The organism is Spirochaetota bacterium (assembly GCA_035477215.1).
Lineage (GTDB): Bacteria > Spirochaetota > UBA4802 > UBA4802 > UBA5368 > MVZN01.
This window is the reverse complement of the sequence record DATIKU010000021.1, coordinates 57,125-75,248: the sequence shown is the minus strand read 5'-3', so window position 1 is coordinate 75,248 and position 18,124 is coordinate 57,125. Positions and strand designations below refer to the sequence as shown.

Sequence of the window (18,124 nt, the reverse complement as noted above, 5' to 3'; positions counted from 1 at the left end):
CAACGGCGAGCATGGTATAAAGAAAATGAAGTCAATCGGCGCGTTTGTTAAAGAATTCATCGCGGGCATCTCCCGCGCGGCGGGCGCCGTGGTGACCTTTGCCCTGACTAAAAACACGCCGCGCTTCAATAGAAAACTTTTTCCCTATTTCGTGCTGATGATAGGCCTCCCGTGTACGGCCATGCTCGGGCATTATTCCTCAAATTATATGCACGCCAAGACCGAAGCAAGGTTCGCCATGCTGGCTAATGAGATCGCACATAATATCGAAAACAGAATGCACGCGTACAGGACAATACTTCGCGGCGGCGGCGCCCTGTTCGCCGCGAGCGCGGAGGTCACCCGTCAACAGTGGCACGACTACACCAAAAACGTCAGGATCACGGAAATCTTTCCCGGTATACGGGGGTTCGGGTTTGCGAAGCTCATACGGCCGTTCGAACTGCAATCCCATATCGCGCAAATCAGGGCGGAGGGATTTCACGACTATACTGTGCGCCCTGAAGGCGCGCGCGAGGTATACACCTCGATTATTTACATCGAGCCCTTTGACGCCCGCAACCGAAGCGCCTTCGGATTCGATATGTTCAGCGAACCCGTGCGCCGCGCCGCAATGGAGGACGCCCGGGATAGCGGCCGCACCACCTTGACGGGCGCGGTCAAACTCGTACAGGAAACAGAGAAAGATATTCAATCCGGATTTCTTATGTATGTTCCTGTTTATAAAAAAGGCAAGCCAACCGCTACAATACAGGAAAGAAGGGCTGCCCTGCTCGGGTATGTTTTCAGTCAGTTCAGAGTGAAAGACTTCATGCTCGGGATCATGGGCGAATCGCATTATGATTATGTTAAACTGCATATTTATGACGGGACTCTGACATCCGCGAACGCCCTGATATATGACAGCAGCGCAAACAGCAATATTCAGCACAATGGCCGGCATCCCCGATATTCAAGAAATATTATTCTGGACATCTACGGGCAAAAGTGGACCATCCATTGTTCATCTTTGCGCGCCTTTGACGTCGCGCATGATCGATATATTACCGAAGTAATATTTTTTATCGGGCTTAGTATCAGCTTTCTACTGTTCTTTCTAATCAGGTCGCAGGAGCGGATGCGGAGAAAGGCGCAGGCGATTGCCGAAGAAATGACAGATACGGTTCGATTACTCATGAATTCAAATCCCGAATCGATATTTTTAATCGATACCGACGGGATACTCCTCGATCTGAATGAAACCTTTGCCCGCCGCGTCGGCATAAACCCCAACGAGGCGGTCGGGGCATGCGTATATCATTTTTTTCCTGAAGATGTGTCCGACGTAAGGAGGATTCGTATCGCCGAGGTTATCCGCTCGGGAAATCCGCTCAGGTTCGAGGACGAGAGATTCGGCAGGTTCATCGACAACCATATCCATCCCATTTGCGATAACCAGGGGAAAGTCGTAAAACTCGCGGTTTATGGCATCGACATCACCGAACGCAAACAGGCCGAGGAGGACAGGCTCGCCAGAATGACGGCCGAGCAGACCAGCAGGGCCAAGTCCGACTTCCTCTCGAACATGAGCCACGAACTGCGCACGCCGCTGAATTCCATCCTCGGTTTCGCCGAGGTGCTCCAGGACGAGATGTTCGGCGGCCTCAATGATAAACAACGGGAGCATCTGGGCTATGTGGAAAAATCATCACGGCATCTGCTTTCCCTCATCAACGACATTCTCGACCTATCCAAGGTCGAATCCGGAAAGATGGAAATGGAATACGGGGACGTCGAAGTGCGCGCCCTGCTTGAAGGCTCTCTTTCGATGGTAAAAGGAAAGGCGATCAAGCGCGCGATCTCCCTCACTGTCGGGGTCGCGCCCGAGGCGGATATTAACATAATGGCCGACGAGCGCAAACTCAAGCAGATACTTTACAATCTCCTCTCGAACGCCGTCAAGTTCACCCCTGACGGGGGGGATATCCGCGTCGCATGTAAGCGTACCGGAGACTTTATTGAAATCAGCATCGCGGACACGGGTATAGGAATCACCCCGGAGCATATGAAAATACTTTTCACGCGCTTCACCCAGATCCAGGGAGCGTACGAAAAAAAATACGAGGGCACCGGACTGGGGCTCGCCCTGGTGAAGATGTACACTGAAATGCACGGAGGGCGCGCGTGGGCAGCGAGCGAACCGGGGAAGGGAAGCCGGTTTTACGTGACAATACCGGTGCGGCCCCCGGAGGGGGGTTAAAAATACCATACTTGCTTCTTAACTATCATCTTGCCCAAAGATAAAAGTTCCGCGCACGCCGTATCAGACCGCACGAGCGTGAGCGTAAAGGACCTGATCGTGCCGGCGGTCTTGGAGTTTCAGCAAAAGGCCGCGATAAAGGGGATACTGCTCGCGAGCGCGGTCGAGGCTCCCTCGCGCGTCGTGGCCGCTTGAGGGGGCGGGCGCCTCGAGATGGAAGTGAGTGACACGGTGCCCGGCATTCGCGCGGAGTGCCCGCCAGGGCTCTTCGCGTCGGTGGGCCGGCTCGATTCCCCCTATGCGAAAAAGACCTCCGGGGCCGGCGTGGGGCTGGTGAAGCGCCTCGTGGAACTGCACGGCGGGACAGTGCGAGCCCGAAGCGAACAGGGCAAGGGAAGCGGTTTAATCATTTCAACAGCAGCCGAGGGGGCGGCGCAAGAGAAATGGAATGAAAAGATGAGATGATTAAGCTATAATGAATATGGAGGTACAATAATGGCCCGGACAGTGCTCGTAGTCGAGGACAACGAAGCAAACCGCGCCCTGTTGCGCGACATACTCACGCACCGGGGGTACGAGGTAATCGAGGCGGTCAACGGCGAAGAGGGCGTGCGGACCGCCGCCGAGCGCCTTCCCGACATCATCCTCATGGATATGCAGATGCCCGTCATGAACGGATTTAAAGCGATAGAACTGATTAAAAACGATCCGCGCACCGCGCACATCAACATAGTGGCGGTCACTTCCTTCGCCATGGCGGTCGATCGGCGAAAGGTGATGGCGTCCGGCGCCGATGAATACATTTCCAAGCCGTTCGATACAAGGGAACTGCCCCGGATAATCGAGCGGCTTCTCGCCCCCCCCCTCGGGGGGGGCCGGGAGGTCTATAATGTCAAAGACGATTAATACGACAGGCGGAGGTTAGCCGGTGACAAAGACAAAACGAATACTCTGCGTCGACGACGAACCGCAGAACCGGGAATTGCTCAAAGCGATACTGGAGCCGCGAGGCTACGAGGTCGTCATGGCGGCAAACGGCATCGAGGCCCTGGTGCGCATTGCCGATTCCCGCGTCAGCCTGGTCCTCCTCGACGTCATGATGCCCGAAATGAACGGTTTCGAGGCATGCGCCAAAATAAAAGAACACGAGCTATACCGCACCCTCCCGGTGCTGCTCATTACCGCGCTTTCGTCGAAGAAAGACCGCATTCGGGGCATCGAGGCGGGGGCCGACGACTTCATCACCAAGCCCTTCGACCGCGAGGAGGTGCTGGCGCGCGTCCGCATGCTGTTGAAAATGCGCGAGCTCGACGAGGATCTCCAGGCATCGTATAACCATATCGCCGTGGTCACGGAGCTTAGTTTGAGTCTCATGAAGGACTTCCAGCCGGCCATTTTCGATTTTGACCGCTGGATGGACCGGATTGTCGAGAGCAATGTGCGCGGCCTTGCGGGCGATGACGGCGCTCCCGAGGCGGTCCTCACCGGCATGCGGTCCCACGAAGGCGCCTGGTCCTGGAGGCTGCGGTCCGTGAAAGACGGTGCGCTCCATTCGCGCCCGGTGCTCATTGATTCGTTCGTAAGCGGGCATTGCGGCGACGGTCCGCCCCTTTCAATCTCGAAAGTCCCGGACGACGACGGTCGCCATCCGTTCATCGCCAGGGCGCTCCACGAGCACGGCATCGTGGCCAGGAACATGGTAATCCAATCATCGGACCGGTTCTGCATGGCCATGTGCAACTACCAGAAAGACATTAACCTCTACGACACCATGCTCGTGAACCACCTGGCCGCGCAGTGCCTGTTTATGCGGGAGATCTCCCAGCGTATCCACGAGAACGAGGCGGCCTTCGCCTATACCGTTGGCGCGCTCGCGCGGGCCGCCGAGGCGAACGATGAGGACACGGGAAACCACATAGTCCGGATGGGCGAGTACGCGGCCGCGCTCGCCCGGAGGCTCGGCATGGCGGACGCCTTTTGCGACGACCTCCGGACACAGGCCCAGCTCCATGACGTGGGAAAGGTTCACATACCGGCCGAAACACTCAAAAAACCGGGAAAGCTCACCGATGAAGAACTCGACATGATGAAAAAACACACCATCCTGGGAGCGCACATCATCGGAGGGCATGAACGGCTTGCTCTTGGGGCCGAGGTCGCACTAATGCATCACGAGAAATGGGACGGGAGCGGCTATCCGCGCGGCCTGAAAGGGGAGTCCATTCCCATGGCGGGGCGCATCATCGCAATAGTCGACCAGTACGACGCCCTGCGCGCGAAGCGCGTCTACAAGCCGGCCTTCGACCACGAAACGGCCTGCCGTATCATTTTCGAGGGCGATGGCCGCACGGTCCCGGCGCACTTCGATCCCCAAGTTCTGTCGGCATTCAGGGACGTCGCGGGAGAGTTCGAAGAAATATACGGGAGGCTCGAATGATAATGGACTAAGGACCGGAGGAAAAAAACGGAAGCCTCACTATCCGGTTTTTCCACGGTTATGCGATTGCTTATTTTTCTTTCGGGCCATCCTTTTTCAGCCGATAATTAAAGAGAATGAATCCAAATTTGGCGTATTACAAACATTCATGCCTCGATATTCCATAAAAAAACGACTGCTGGTTCTGGCGGTCTTTGTTCCGGCCATTATCGGATTGTACGCAGGCGCCACGGCGTCGCCCCGTATCAAAACCATTGATTCACTGGATTTCGGAGGCGAGACGATCAAGTCGCTGCGCGATGAGATTCGCCTCGCAATCTTCGTAGTAAAGAGCGGGCGCGATCCGGAGTCACTTCCCCCGCTCAATTTCTACCGCTACAGGGTGAAGAAGGGCGACACTTTCTGGACAATTCTCGCGCGAACATCCCAGAACATCGACACGCTCATGACGGTAAACTCCTTTTCATCACCCGGGCAGATCGAAACCGGCAGGGATATCTATATCCCGAATATGCGTGGAATAATCTATCGGCTTAAAGACGGCGAAACCGCCGCCAACGCCGCTGCGGCATTCCGGATAGATGAAAAATATATTGAAAAAGTCAACACCGGGCTGACCAACCGGGGCCGTTACATTTTTATTCCCTGCGCCTCGGTATCCGGGATTGAACGCTCGATGTTCCTGGGAACCGGCTTTACCCATCCGCTGCATATCGGCACAACCACCTCCGGCTTCGGCTCACGTAAAGACCCATTCGGCGACACCATGCAATTCCACAGGGGAATCGATATTGGCTGCCCCAGCGGCTCACGGGTGCATGCCGCGCGCGATGGAAAAGTCGTCTTTACCGGATATCAGGGCGGCTACGGGCTGCTGGTCATTCTGCAGCATGCGCACGATTATTACACCTATTATGGACATCTAAGCAGGATACTCGTAAAAAACGGGGACTCGGTCAACATGCGAAACCCCATAGCTCTTTCGGGAAACACCGGCCGGACCACGGGACCCCATCTGCATTTCGAAGTACGAAAAGGCGGGACCGCGGTCAATCCCGGAGTTCTTTTCAGATAAATCGCGCCGTTCGAATTATGGGATCAGGCGGACTCGATACTGTCAAGAAGAGTATAAAGATCGTCACCGTCCTCGGGGAACTCGGCGGTCAGGTACACCAGCAGCAGCTGCATTTCTTTCTTTTTAAACGACTGGGCGATTTCATTCCGCACACTGTTCGCAAGGGGAATCGCGAACTTCTTGTTTTTACCAGGCAAAACCAGAATGAACTTGTTCCTGTCCAGGCGCACCGCGAAATCGGAATCGGAGAGGCGCGCCGCAATCACCTGTTCACAGCGCGATAGCAGCTCCCCGACTTCGGTGGCTCCATAAAGGCTGTAATATCTCTTTAAGTTCTTAATAGAAAAATGAACAAGGGTGATGGGTATGCCCACGGTTTTCGCGTGTTCAAACGCCGAGTTTATCCGCCGCAGAGACGGCTCCACAAGGTCGACGAACCTCCCACTGGCGGCATCCGCTTCTTTAATTTCCAGGATTCCCGAAATGATAACCCTCGAGAACCTCTCAAGAAACCTTCCCGCGTTTTTCGAGTCTGCCGGGTCAGAAAGACGGAATACCGCCGTAAAACCCTTAAGATCGGACCCGACACAGTGAGGGTCAGCGTAGAATACGTTCATCCGGCGCAGTTGCGATTCGGTAAAAGCCGATTGAACCGAATCGAAAGGAGAGACATCCTCCATTCGCAAGGCCCTCTTTTCCTCGCGCATCCTTGCCGCCAGAGGATGATCCATCGCGATACGGAAGGATGTATCTGAAAGCCCCAGCGAATCTCCCGAATCCACGATAACGGGAATATACGCCTTTTCCTTTTCGCTTTTTAGAAATACTGCGAAGCTTTCGACGCCGGCCTCCACCATCTTCGCACGGGTTACTTCCCCCGCGGCTTTCAGGTCCGCCCTGGAGAGCATATCCGACTGCAGGGCGTCGAGCTTTGCCCACAGCGCCGCTTCCGATCTATACCGCTTCGCCTCCATCCTGTTCGACTCGATCGCGTTTATTCTTCCAAGCGCCACGGCTGCTATCTCGCTGATTGAAAGGATAAAATCCTTTTCGGCGTCAGTATAATCTCCGATCGTGATTTTTTCGCCCAGCGCAACGGCTCCAAAAATTTTATGATCATACGATAGAGGAGATAAAAGCCTCGCATCAATCGACACGAATTTGAAATACTCGTCGGCGAACCCTGTTGAGGTCTTGTAATTATCCAGGTCAATAATCTCACGCCGCTTGAAGATATTCCCCAGAATTCCCGCGGAGCTGTCAAAAAGCATGGTGGGATTTTTAATTGAAATCCCCCTCGAATCCGCGATGATCCATCGCTTGGTGTCGGCCGGATCGGGTATGAGTATAGACGAGGACGAAACGCCGATCTGCCCCATTATGGAGAAGAGAACAACGTCATACAGTTCCGAACGGGTCTCCGCCTTTACAATCTCCTTCCCTATCTCGTATAACACCATAAAATCATGAAAACGCTTGTCCTGGCGCGGCGCCCTGTCCACTCGCTCCTCGATTTCCGCCATCAGGCCCTTCCCGCGAAGTACCGGGTCGCCACCTTCGTTTGAAACTTTTTCATCTTCGCCATAATTTACGAAGGGCTCCTCTTCGTACCCCTTTGCTTCCACGGGCTGCACGCCGGCGGCGTTTTTTTCGGCCGGCGGAATCGATTCCGTGACCGACGGTGGAATCCTTCCGTCGACATCGACTTTAAGGGAAGGAGGGATATCTTCCGGGCCCAGCGGATCGGGGATGGCCCCCGCCCAGGGCCCGTCGGCCGGAGGCGCCGCCCTCTCCGGCCCCTCATCAATGCTGAACTCATCGCCAAATGAATCCATCGCCGGTTTCGCCTGTTCGTCTTCCGGCCGGAAGGCATCCTTTGAACCATGCTCTCCGTCGTCCGAGGGAAGCTCAAACAGGTCCTCATCCTTAAGCTCGAACATATCGGTCTCAAGCCGTGATGCGGCCGTTTCTTTTCCGACGTTCCTTGCCATTACAGGCTCGTCCGGCAAAAAATCGGTTTCCGCCGGCCCCTGTATTCGATCGATCAGGGTGTCCCGCCCCTTGCTGTTCATTTCCCTCTTATACTCGAGCGCTTTTTCCAGGAGTCCCATGTCATACACCGAGATCGTTCATGACCTTCGAATACAGGTCGAAGTATTCAGACTTGGCAAATTTTTCAATGACATCCTCGGGCAGCTTCTCGAAGAGCCCGTCGAGGTACTTTAGCAATTTCCGCATAATGTCCCTCTTGCCTTCGGGCATCGATTCGACAAACCGCTCGATGTCCCTGCCATTATCGATGATGATAACGCTTTCGCTGATATCCTGAATACCCTCTTTCGGAGATACGCGGCGCCTGACCCGTATATCATCGAGCCGACTACGAAGCTCATCCACCGACTCTTCCAGTACAATCGCGCTTCCTGCGGTAACATCCTCCTCGATGCTTTTCCGCTCCTCCTCGAGGATACTGTTCTTCTTCGAAACAATATACGCACATCTTTTAAGGATATCAAGGTCCCCCGCGGGCTGGTCCATGCCCACCCTCGCCGCGGCCAGGATTCCGTCTATATCGATTTTCTCGTATTCCTTTAAAAAGCTGATCTGTTCAATTGAGCCAAGCTCTCCGAAGTCCAGCCCCAGAAGCTCAACCGCGGAAGAGATCGACTTTCCCGCACCGCTTTCGGAGAACTCATCTATCGCCCCTATATACCTGGCGTAATCTTCCGCGGCGAACGCATTATCGATAACATCAATCTCATCATCTTTAAATGAGTACTCTCCTTCGATGTCGATGAGAAGATCCTCAAACGCCGGCGTCTGCCCCTTCATTACACTGGCGATCCTGTCCCGGTCGTTGGACACGTCCGCTTCGACGAGTAGTTTGGCCTCCCCTTCAATGATCTCGACTATTTCCGATGTTATTCTCTCAAAGTCGCTCACTTCAAAAATTGAGGTTTTCTCGGCCCGCTTTTTATCAACCAGCTCGTCGTCGATGAATACCGCCCCATCCCCGGGAGATTCGGCCCGTAAAAGTTCTTCCGGGATGCTTTCCCTCGTAATGGTCGCGGCTATACGGGGCGCTGGCCCGGGAAGCGATGGCTCCGCAGGCGGTGCATACTCCTTTATGCGGTCCTTTACGTGAGGGTGGGTAATTTCCCCCGAACGGGCGGATTCATCGAGTTTTACGGTGACGACCTCGCCCTCTTCGTCGATATCGATCGCGTGGATTTCGCCTCCGGCATCCTTTTTAACCGTGGCCTCGATGCCGGCACGGCCGATGGATTCATCGGCACCCGGCCCCCCCCCGGCAATCGGCCCGGGCTTCAGGACATCAGACTCTGTCGGCGATACTTTTTTCCAGTCGCGCTTTTCGGTCTCGTACTTTTTTTCCTCAACTTTTGGCTCGAGGACTATTCCTCCCACTTCGATCTCGGGGATAAACTTGGGGGCGTCGGCGACTGGTTTCTTTTCCACCGGGGAAGGGCTATCCATCGCTGGAACGACCACGCTGGTCTTAGACTTCTCCGCTTCATGATCCATTGTTTTTTCCGGGTCCTTCCCGGCAATCGCCGCCTTTTTATCGGGAGAGGACGGCGAAGGCGCCCCCGCTTTCGGCGCTTTTTTCTTCTTCACCGGCTCTGCTGGGACCGGCACCAGATCAAATTCTTCCAGCTCTTCGATAAGATCCTCTTCACGGAGAAAGAGGATATCCTCATTCGCGATTTTTTCGGCCTCGTTTAGATCAATCGCCTCCCAATCGCCGAGCTCAAGTTCGTCCGCAGTTTTTCCCCTTACGTCATCAGGAATCTCGAAGGTAAGGGTATCTTTTTCAACGCGGGCATAGGGCTCTTCCTCCTCTCCGGCGGTGGTCGCGACTTCCGGAAATCCACCGGCATCCGTCTTTTTGTGTGCCGGCTCTTCAACTTCCGAAACGAAAGCCGTTTCGGGCATGTCCATCATGCCGGCGGAGGAGGTCCCCTCAAGCTCTTCGAGAGAGTAATAATCTATATCTATATCATCATCTTCATTAATGATTATTTCGTTGGTATTACTTTCGCTGATATCCTTCTTCCCCGCGGTGACCACGGATTTCTTCGGGGATTCAGCCACTGGTTTAAGCCGTATACCATCAGCCGAAGCCGCCGTCACTTCCCTCTTTACAACGACAGGCCTGCCATCCGACTTCGATACCCGCGTAAGGATATCGACCTCGGACGCGAGCGAACTGATGTCCTGAACTCCTGAGGTCGCCCTCCGGGGGCCATTTTTATCAGCGACTGCAAAATCATCAATCACGGGCCTGGATTCCGTGACATTCAATTTAATGCCTCCCAGCTCTTCCCCGCCCTCAAAATCGTGGTCCGGGAACGCGGCCGTTTCCGGCGCACCATCACCCTCTATGCTCCTTTCGATACTTACCTTTTCAGGTATATCCGCGACCTCTTCGAGATGGAGTTCGTCGGGAACAGGCCCGTGTTTGGTATTATCTTTGCTTTTCTGCATCATGCCGCTTTCCCGGTTCGAACAATCGCAGGGCGCGAAAGACCCCTGATTGTTTCTATCAGCATTCCATAAGGAATTCAACGACTTTCGTCAAATACGCGGCCGTCAAGCTACAACCGTCCGTACGCGCATGGATATCGCATCCTCAGCTATACTATCGGTTTTTTCGAGAGTTTTTTTCTGCAGAAATTGGATATGCGCCTCAAATAAAAAAGGATGTCATTTCCTGACATCCTTTTTCTCTTATTCGGCTGTTTTATTCAGCGTGATGCCACTTTCAGCCTGGCCTTCAGCTTGGTGAGTTCTAACCTGACCAGCAGGCCCTCCTTGTAGTCTTTGGGTTCCTTCGCCTGGACTGCGGCCATCTCCCTTTCAATCTCGTCCTTGATCAAGTCCGCCTTGGTATAGGCATTCTCGGCGAGGATAACGAGCTTGTTGTCATTGATTTCAACGAACCCGCCCTCAATCATAAAAAACTCCGTCAGCTCGCCGATCCGAAGCCGGACCTCGCCGGTACCCAACTCGGATACGAAGGGAGCGTGGTTGTACAGGAAACCGGTCTCGCCGTCGTACGCCTGAACGACGGCGAAATGTACATCGCCCTCGTAAAGGATCCTGTCGGGCATAAGGATGGTGCACTGTAATTTCATGCTCATGGCTTACTTCCCGGACTGGAGTTTCTTCGCTTTTTCTACCGCTTCTTCGATACCGCCGACCATGTAGAAAGCCTGCTCGGGGAGATGGTCGTATTCGCCCCCTATAAGGGCCTTGAAGCTCTTGACCGTCTCTTCAAGCTTAACGAATTTTCCGGCCATGCCGGTAAACTGCTCGGCGACGAAAAACGGCTGCGAAAGGAAGCGCTCTATTTTTCGTGCGCGCTGCACCAGCAGTTTGTCCTCCTCGGAGAGCTCGTCCATTCCGAGAATCGCGATGATATCCTGAAGGTCCTTATAGCGCTGGAGTATTCGCTTAACTTCCATAGCCACACCATAATGCTCTTCACCTATCAGGTCGGCGGCGAGCAGGCGCGAGGAGGACTCGAGCGGATCAACCGCAGGATAGATCCCCTTTTCAGCGATCTGACGGGAAAGCACGGTCTGAGCGTCAAGGTGTGTAAATGCCGTGGCCGGTGCCGGGTCGGTAAGGTCATCGGCGGGGACATAAATGGCCTGTACGGACGTGATAGAACCGTTCTTTGTAGATGTGATGCGCTCCTGAAGTGCGCCCATCTCCGTGGCGAGGGTCGGCTGATATCCCACGGCCGAAGGCATACGTCCTAAAAGAGCGGACACTTCGGAACCGGCCTGCGAGAAGCGGAATATATTGTCGATGAAAAGGAGAACATCCCTACCCGAAAGGTCACGGAAGTATTCGCACATCGTCAGCGCCGAAAGCGCAACCCTGAGACGCGCCCCGGGGGGCTCGTTCATCTGCCCGTATACGAGGCATGCCTTGTTTATAACGCCCGATTCCTGCATCTCGAGCCAGAGGTCGTTGCCCTCGCGGGTCCTTTCGCCCACGCCCGCGAAAACCGAATAACCGCCATGCTGCTGGGCCACGTTGTTTATGAGCTCCATGATAACAACCGTCTTTCCGACACCCGCACCACCGAATAGACCGGTTTTACCGCCTTTGATATATGGCTCGAGGAGGTCGATAACCTTGATCCCGGTTTCGAAAATCTCCGACTTCGGCTCCAACTGGTCGAACTTTGGGGGCGGTTGGTGGATGGGACGGCGCTCCTTTACTTTGATCGGACCCTTTTTGTCAACCGGCTCACCCAGCAGGTTGAAAACACGTCCGAGCGTTTCTTCGCCGACCGGTACCGAAATGGGGGCCCCGGTATCGATAACAATGTCGCCCCTTCGGATCCCGTCGGTGGCCGCAAGTCCGACCGCGCGCACCCTGTTACCGCCGAGGTGTTGCTGCACTTCGCAGACGAGGTGCATCTTTTCGCCCATGACTTCGGTGTCTATGGTAAGGGCATTATAAATTTCCGGCAAATGTCCTTCCTGGAACTCGACATCCAGAGTCGAACCAATCACCTGAACCACTTTGCCAACATTCTGACTCATAATGAACTCCTTTAATTAAAGATGATGACCCTGCGTGCGTCGTACGTTCTATTCGAGCGCCGCGGCGCCGCCCACGATTTCGGCGATCTCGTTGGTAATCTTTGCCTGGCGCACCCTGTTGTATCGGATGGTCAGCTCGCGCACCATCTCGGTCGCCGCGTCGGTTGCGTTCTTCATCGCCACGCGCCGCGCGAACTGCTCGGAGTAACCGGACTCCAGCAGGCTCGAGTAAACCTTCACTTTTATATACAATGGCAAAAGCGACGAAAATATCTTATAGGGGCTCGGCTCGAAAATATACTGCGTATGAAATTCCGAAGCGCTCTGTTCCACCTCCGTGCGGTCCGGTGTAACAGGAAGTATCCTCTGTATCGCCGGTTTCTGGGAAGAGGTTGAAACCACCTTTGTCGATGAAAGGTATACCTCGTCGACCTCCCCGTTCAGAAACAGGCTGATCAACTCCGACCCGATGACCGAGGCGTCGTTGAAAGTAAGTTTGTCCTCAAGGTTCTGGACGACCTTGTATACGGGTTCTTTAAGGAATTTGAGAAAACTGCTTCCTTTCTTGCCGAGGACGTACAGCAGCACTTCCTTCCCTTCCTCGACCACGAGCCTGTTTTTAAAATTCAGCGTGTTGTCGATGACATTTGTGTTGTAACCACCGCAGAGACCCCTGTTTCCGGTAACCATGAGAACGAGAATCCTCTTCGGATCGGCCCGCTCCAGGAGGAGGGGATCCGCTACATCGTCCACACCGGACTCGCGCAGACGTGCAATGATCCTGTCGATTTTCTCGGAATAGGGCTTCGACATCTGCAGACGGGTCTGCATCTTTTTCATCTTGGCGGTGGACACCATTTCCATCGTCTTGGTGATCTTACGGGTGCTCGCCACCGATTTGATGCGCTTTCTTATTTCCCTTTGTGTCGCCACAGTCAGTTACCCTTGTCTGAAATATCGTTAACGCATTCTACCGGACGTCCGCGTGCACGCCGGACAGATAGCTTTCGGCGAAATCTGCGCAGACCTTGCCGTACTTCTCGACACTCTTGAGTTCGCCTGTCGAATATATCTCGTCCAGAAGCTCCGGGTGCGCCTCGTTCAGGAATTTTATGAACCTGGCCTCAAAATCTCGCACCTTCTCCACGGGAATTTTGTCCAGATAGCCCTGTGTTGCCGCGTAAATGATGCCGACCTGCTCGGCAACGGCCATCGGGTTGTACTGCCCCTGCTTGAGCACCTCGACGAGCCGCTGACCACGATCGAGCTGTTTCTGCGTGGCCTGGTCGAGCTCGGTTCCGAGCTGAGCGAACGCCTCGAGCTCGCGGAACTGCGCGAGATCCAGTCGCAGCGAACCGGCGTACCTTTTCATCGCCTTTATCTGCGCGTTTCCGCCCACACGGGAAACTGAAATACCCACATCGACGGCGGGCCGGATTCCACCGGCGAAAAGGCTGGGCTGAAGATATATCTGTCCATCGGTGATTGAAATGACGTTTGTCGGGATATAGGCCGACACCTCACCTTCCTGGGTTTCGATGATCGGAAGAGCCGTAAGCGATCCGCCGCCGCGGTCGTCAGAAAGCTTCGCCGCGCGCTCGAGAAGCCTCGAGTGACAGTAGAAAATATCGCCGGGATAGGCCTCGCGTCCCGGGGGACGGCGAAGAAGCAGCGAGAGCTGCCGGTAGGCGTTTGCCTGTTTTGAGAGGTCGTCGTATATGCAGAGCGTATCCTTGCCTTTTTCGTACATGAAATATTCGGCCATCGCACAGCCCGCATACGGAGCGATATACTGGAGCGGCGCCGGATCGGAGGCGTTCGCGGCCACGACGATCGTATAATCCATCGCCCCGTATTTTTCGAGCGTCTCAACAACCGCCGCGACGGTGGAGGCCTTCTGGCCGATCGCGACATATACGCAATAGCAGTTTTTGCCTTTCTGGTTGATGATCGTGTCGATTGCTATGGTCGTCTTTCCCGTTTTACGGTCACCGATGATCAGCTCGCGCTGTCCGCGACCTATCGGGGTCATGGAATCGATCGCCTTGATACCGGTCTGAAGCGGAACCTTTACCGGCTGCCGGTCGGCAATACCGGGAGCGAGAAACTCGACCGGCCGCATTTTACTGGTGGAAATCGGCCCCTTGTTGTCCATCGGTATACCGAGAGGGTCGATAACCCTTCCAAGCAACTCATCGCCCGCCGGCACGGCAAGCACTCGATTGAGCCTCTTTACCGTGTGGCCTTCCTCGATCGTCAGATAATCGCCAAGCACGACCGCACCGATGGAATCCTCTTCGAGGTTGAACACCAGTCCGTATGCGCCGGTCTGGAACTCAAGCATTTCCCCGGCCATCGCGTTCTCCAGGCCATAAAGACGCGCGATACCGTCACCGACCTGGATTACCCGGCCGACCTCGCTGACATCAAGCTCAGATTTATATCCTTCAATCTCTTTCTTGATGATTGACTTGATTTCTTCTATTTTAATCTTCATAAGCCGCTTCGCTCCTGACTTTGCTTGATAATAATTTCTCTTTTATATTTTTGAGATCCTTGGCCAGGGATCCATCTATAACCAGATCGCCTATCTTTATGACAATGCCGCCGATGATGGCCTCATCAACAACTTCCTCAATGATTATTTCCTTGCTGAACTTCTTCTCCAGGGCGTCCTTGATCTTTTTGGTCACCTCAGCGCCGAGACCGAAACTGGCCACAACCTGAACCCTCTGCCGATTGTTAAGCTTATCGATAAATTCGATCAGGGCCAGATGTATATCCCTTATCGATAACTGGCGATTATTATCTATCAATATCTTCAGAAAATTTATACTGATCTCCGACAGCTGGCCTTTGAATATCCTGTCCACGAAACTTTTCTTGGAATCCTTGGTCACACCCGGAGCATTGAAGAACAATACGAGGTCCCTGTCGTCGTCCAGAAGCTTCGCAACGAACCCCAGCTCCTCTTCAAGCTGCGACAGAATTTTTCGCTCCTGCCCTATGTCAAGCAACGCGCTTGCGTACACTCTCGCAACTTCATTAGCAGCCACTGTATCACCTATACATTCGCAAAGTTGTTACGCCGAGTACAATAAGGACAGTTCAGGATTACTGAACTGTCCTTATTTTTGTCAGAGCTTCTTCGATGAAAGCTTTCTGGTCGTCTGGATTGAGGTTTTTAGCAATGACCTTGGACGCTATCTCCGTGGACAACGCAACCACTTCGGATTTAAGCTCGGAAAGAGCCTTGTCCTTGGCCATCGAAATCTCTCTCTTGGCCCGCTCGATCACATCCTTGGCTTCGCCATTGGCTTTCTCGAGGATGCCGTTCTTCAGGGCCTCGGCATCGGATCTGCCCTCGGCGATTATCTGAGCGGCCTCTTCCTTCGACTTGCCCATCATATCCCTGTGCTGGGACAGGAGCCTTTCGGTTTCGAGCCGATTCTTTTCCGCAGATTCGATATCGCCTCTCACCTTTTCCGCGCGCGCGTCAAGCGCCTCGACGATCGGCTTCCAGGCGGCCTTCCACAGAATAAGCAGAAGCACCAGAAAGGTTATGATCGTCCATAGAAGAAGACCGGGGTCGACTTTTAACAAACCTTCTTTCAGGACTTCCATGATGAACTACCTGTCAGTTTATTTTACCCTTTACTTACGCACTTCTTCGGTTGCCGGGGCCTTCTCGACGGAAGTCGGCTGTATCATAGGATTCTTGGTCGCCAGCATGAAGGTTACAACCAGGGCGAAGAAGGTGAAACCTTCGATAAGAGCCGCCGCGATGATCATCGCCGTTCTCAGGTCGCCGGCAAGCTCAGGCTGACGCGCCATCCCCTCGAGAGCACCGGCGGCCAGTTTGCCGATACCAAGAGAAGCGCCGAACACGATAAGACCAGCACCAAAACCCGCCCCGAGGTACGAAAGACCCAAGTATTCCATAAACTCCTCCTTCGTGTTTGTGATATAAGTTGTTGCTTATTTAATTAAATTTTATTGAATAAAATTTAAGAGCACAATTAAAGACGCATCCACTCGCGTCAGTGCGCATGCATCGACGATCCGATAAACATCGCCGAAAGCGTCGCAAAAATATAAGCCTGGATAAAGGCCACCAGAAGTTCCAGAAGATATATCATCAGGGACCCGGCGACCGAGCCGATTCCCACCCAGTAGCTCTGAAACATCACTACAAGATAAAGGAAGATTATTATAACAACGTGGCCCGCAGTCATGTTGGCGAAAAGACGAATGGTGAGCGCGAACGGCTTGATGAAAAGCCCTATGATTTCTATCGGGAACATGAGCGGAACGACGAAAGCCGGCACTCCGCGGGGAACGAGCCCCGTCCAGTAGCCGATCGGACCCTGCTTGATCATTCCGACGCCTATCATCCCGACGAACGTGAGAGTCGCGAGGCCCGCAGTAACTCCGAGATTACCGGTGGCGGTCGACATTCCGGGAATGAGCCCGCCAAGGTTGCAGAAGAGAATAAAGAAGAAAATGCTCAGAAAATACGGCATGGCCTTTTTCACGTAGTGGTGGTCAAAATTGGGCTCGACGATCTCGTCGTGAACGAAGGTGACAAGCACCTCCCATAGATTAACCCACTTGGAAGACGAGCCGAATTTGGCGTTTTTAATCTTGCGCGCGATGGGGACGAATACAACGAGACAAACGAGCGCCGCAACCCACAGCATCACGACCCAGCGGGTGATGCGCATATCGAAGATTCCAAAAAGCTTGGTGCTTAAAAACTGCTCGTTAAATTTTCCGATAATGCCGGTGGTGATGGTGTAGTCGGTCAGGTGATGCATCACGACGTCGAACATCGATTCGTCTTCGCCACCGCCGGATGTTATGAATGAATTGATCGAGTGCAGTAAGTGAATCATAAGCCAGCCCACCTTGAAAAAATGTTAAGCAATGAGATCCCTTGACTAAACCGCCGCTTACAGCCACTTGCGTCCTTTTTCCTGTTCTTCTTCCTTGTGCCCCTTAAGCCGTTTATCAATCGCACCCAATTCTTTTATCAGACTGTAAAACCCGATCGAAAGACCCAACACCGTCCCCACTACAAGGAATCCCGGGGAGGTCGAATAGCGCTCATCCAGCCAGTGTCCACCGTAAACGAAAACAAGAACCATCCCCGCAAGCTGCAAACCTATGGTTGAATAGGCCAGGACGCCTCTTATTGTGCCTTTGGCAGGCAATGCACCCTCTAACCGCTCGATTTCACGACTGACTGCAATACAAACACGCTACTCTTTTTTGTCAACAAAATATAACCGTTTTTTTTAAAAAAGTGCCTCGAACATGAAAAATAATACGATCAAAGATCGCGAACATGAACTTCATTTCGAACCAGCCTCTTAAACGCGTCGCCGGCTGCGACTCATCCGGTGCTTCCGCATTTTCGTTAATGCGTCACGTCGCCCCTGTCGATATTAATTCCAACGGTGCAAAGCGGCGGGAGGGTAACCCGTCGAACCAACTCGTCCATACAACCAGACCTCAGGAAGAACAAGTATGAAACTGTCGATCAAGTTGTTGGAAGTTGAAAAAGAGTATATCGCAAGCTGCCCGGAGCTCGACGTTAACTGTTACGGCGTCGATCGCGGCGAGGCCATCAGGAGACTGAAGAACGTCCTTCAGTTCTATATCGACTCGGCCCAGGAATTCGGCCTGGAGGTGGAACGCTTCGAGGCCATATCCATCGACGGAGAGTTGAGCCACGGCCCCGTGCTTACGGAAACGCTGCCCGCCTCGCGGTCGATTAATTGAGATATTTC

Annotated in this window: 16 protein-coding genes and 1 pseudogene; 6 read left to right on the top strand and 11 right to left on the bottom strand. The window is 53.7% G+C overall.

Going from position 1 to position 18,124, the window contains the following annotated elements:
* The 5 genes from VLM75_05270 to VLM75_05250 form a co-directional block, all read left to right on the top strand.
* Positions 1-2,239, top strand: a 2,239-nt coding sequence (locus VLM75_05270; GenBank protein ID HSV96330.1) for a CHASE domain-containing protein, incomplete at its 5' end; no start/stop codon positions are given.
* 213 nt (positions 2,240-2,452) lie between these two features.
* Complete coding sequence (locus VLM75_05265) at positions 2,453-2,704, top strand: ATP-binding protein (protein ID HSV96329.1); 252 nt, start codon at positions 2,453-2,455, stop codon at positions 2,702-2,704.
* 30 nt (positions 2,705-2,734) lie between these two features.
* Complete coding sequence (locus VLM75_05260) at positions 2,735-3,145, top strand: response regulator (GenBank protein ID HSV96328.1); 411 nt, start codon at positions 2,735-2,737, stop codon at positions 3,143-3,145.
* Between the two features lie 22 nt (positions 3,146-3,167).
* A complete protein-coding gene (locus VLM75_05255; protein HSV96327.1) occupies positions 3,168-4,676 on the top strand; it encodes an HD domain-containing phosphohydrolase in 1,509 nt (502 codons plus the stop codon).
* Between the two features lie 148 nt (positions 4,677-4,824).
* A complete protein-coding gene (locus VLM75_05250; GenBank protein ID HSV96326.1) occupies positions 4,825-5,751 on the top strand; it encodes a LysM peptidoglycan-binding domain-containing M23 family metallopeptidase in 927 nt (308 codons plus the stop codon).
* A 23-nt stretch (positions 5,752-5,774) separates the two neighbouring features.
* Here VLM75_05250 and VLM75_05245 read toward each other — a convergent pair whose 3' ends face one another.
* The 11 genes and pseudogenes from VLM75_05245 to VLM75_05195 all read right to left on the bottom strand — a co-directional run bounded on the left by VLM75_05245 (position 5,775) and on the right by VLM75_05195 (position 17,545).
* The gene (locus VLM75_05245) at positions 5,775-7,862 is read right to left on the bottom strand and encodes a diguanylate cyclase (GenBank protein ID HSV96325.1); all 2,088 of its coding nucleotides are present in this window, start codon (positions 7,860-7,862) and stop codon (positions 5,775-5,777) included.
* Position 7,863: 1 nt separating this feature from the next.
* The gene (locus VLM75_05240) at positions 7,864-10,260 is read right to left on the bottom strand and encodes a hypothetical protein (protein HSV96324.1); all 2,397 of its coding nucleotides are present in this window, start codon (positions 10,258-10,260) and stop codon (positions 7,864-7,866) included.
* A 257-nt stretch (positions 10,261-10,517) separates the two neighbouring features.
* Positions 10,518-10,913 carry an ATP synthase F1 subunit epsilon gene (gene atpC / locus VLM75_05235; GenBank protein ID HSV96323.1) on the bottom strand — a complete coding sequence of 132 codons (396 nt, stop codon included), beginning with the start codon at positions 10,911-10,913 and terminating at the stop codon, positions 10,518-10,520.
* A 3-nt stretch (positions 10,914-10,916) separates the two neighbouring features.
* The gene (gene atpD, locus VLM75_05230; protein ID HSV96322.1) at positions 10,917-12,332 is read right to left on the bottom strand and encodes a F0F1 ATP synthase subunit beta; all 1,416 of its coding nucleotides are present in this window, start codon (positions 12,330-12,332) and stop codon (positions 10,917-10,919) included.
* 48 nt (positions 12,333-12,380) lie between these two features.
* On the bottom strand, positions 12,381-13,265 hold the full coding sequence (atpG, locus tag VLM75_05225; GenBank protein ID HSV96321.1) for an ATP synthase F1 subunit gamma: 885 nt from the start codon (positions 13,263-13,265) through the stop codon (positions 12,381-12,383).
* Between the two features lie 37 nt (positions 13,266-13,302).
* Positions 13,303-14,829, bottom strand: a complete 1,527-nt coding sequence (atpA, locus tag VLM75_05220; GenBank protein HSV96320.1) for a F0F1 ATP synthase subunit alpha — start codon at positions 14,827-14,829, stop codon at positions 13,303-13,305.
* Positions 14,819-15,388, bottom strand: coding sequence for an ATP synthase F1 subunit delta (gene atpH / locus VLM75_05215; protein HSV96319.1), 570 nt, complete (start codon positions 15,386-15,388; stop codon positions 14,819-14,821). Before atpH ends, atpA begins: the two co-directional genes overlap by 11 nt.
* Positions 15,389-15,446: 58 nt before the next feature.
* Entirely contained in the window at positions 15,447-15,956 is a 510-nt protein-coding gene (gene atpF / locus VLM75_05210; protein ID HSV96318.1) for a F0F1 ATP synthase subunit B, read from the bottom strand.
* A gap of 99 nt (positions 15,957-16,055) precedes the next feature.
* Positions 16,056-16,274, bottom strand: a pseudogene (atpE, locus tag VLM75_05205) (ATP synthase F0 subunit C).
* A 98-nt stretch (positions 16,275-16,372) separates the two neighbouring features.
* Positions 16,373-17,227 (bottom strand): F0F1 ATP synthase subunit A, encoded by an 855-nt coding sequence (gene atpB, locus VLM75_05200; GenBank protein HSV96317.1) that lies wholly within the window; start codon positions 17,225-17,227, stop codon positions 16,373-16,375.
* A 57-nt stretch (positions 17,228-17,284) separates the two neighbouring features.
* On the bottom strand, positions 17,285-17,545 hold the full coding sequence (locus VLM75_05195; GenBank protein HSV96316.1) for an AtpZ/AtpI family protein: 261 nt from the start codon (positions 17,543-17,545) through the stop codon (positions 17,285-17,287).
* A 316-nt stretch (positions 17,546-17,861) separates the two neighbouring features.
* Between VLM75_05195 and VLM75_05190 the strand changes: the two genes are divergently transcribed.
* Entirely contained in the window at positions 17,862-18,116 is a 255-nt protein-coding gene (locus tag VLM75_05190; protein HSV96315.1) for a hypothetical protein, read from the top strand.
* Positions 18,117-18,124 lie beyond the last annotated feature (8 nt).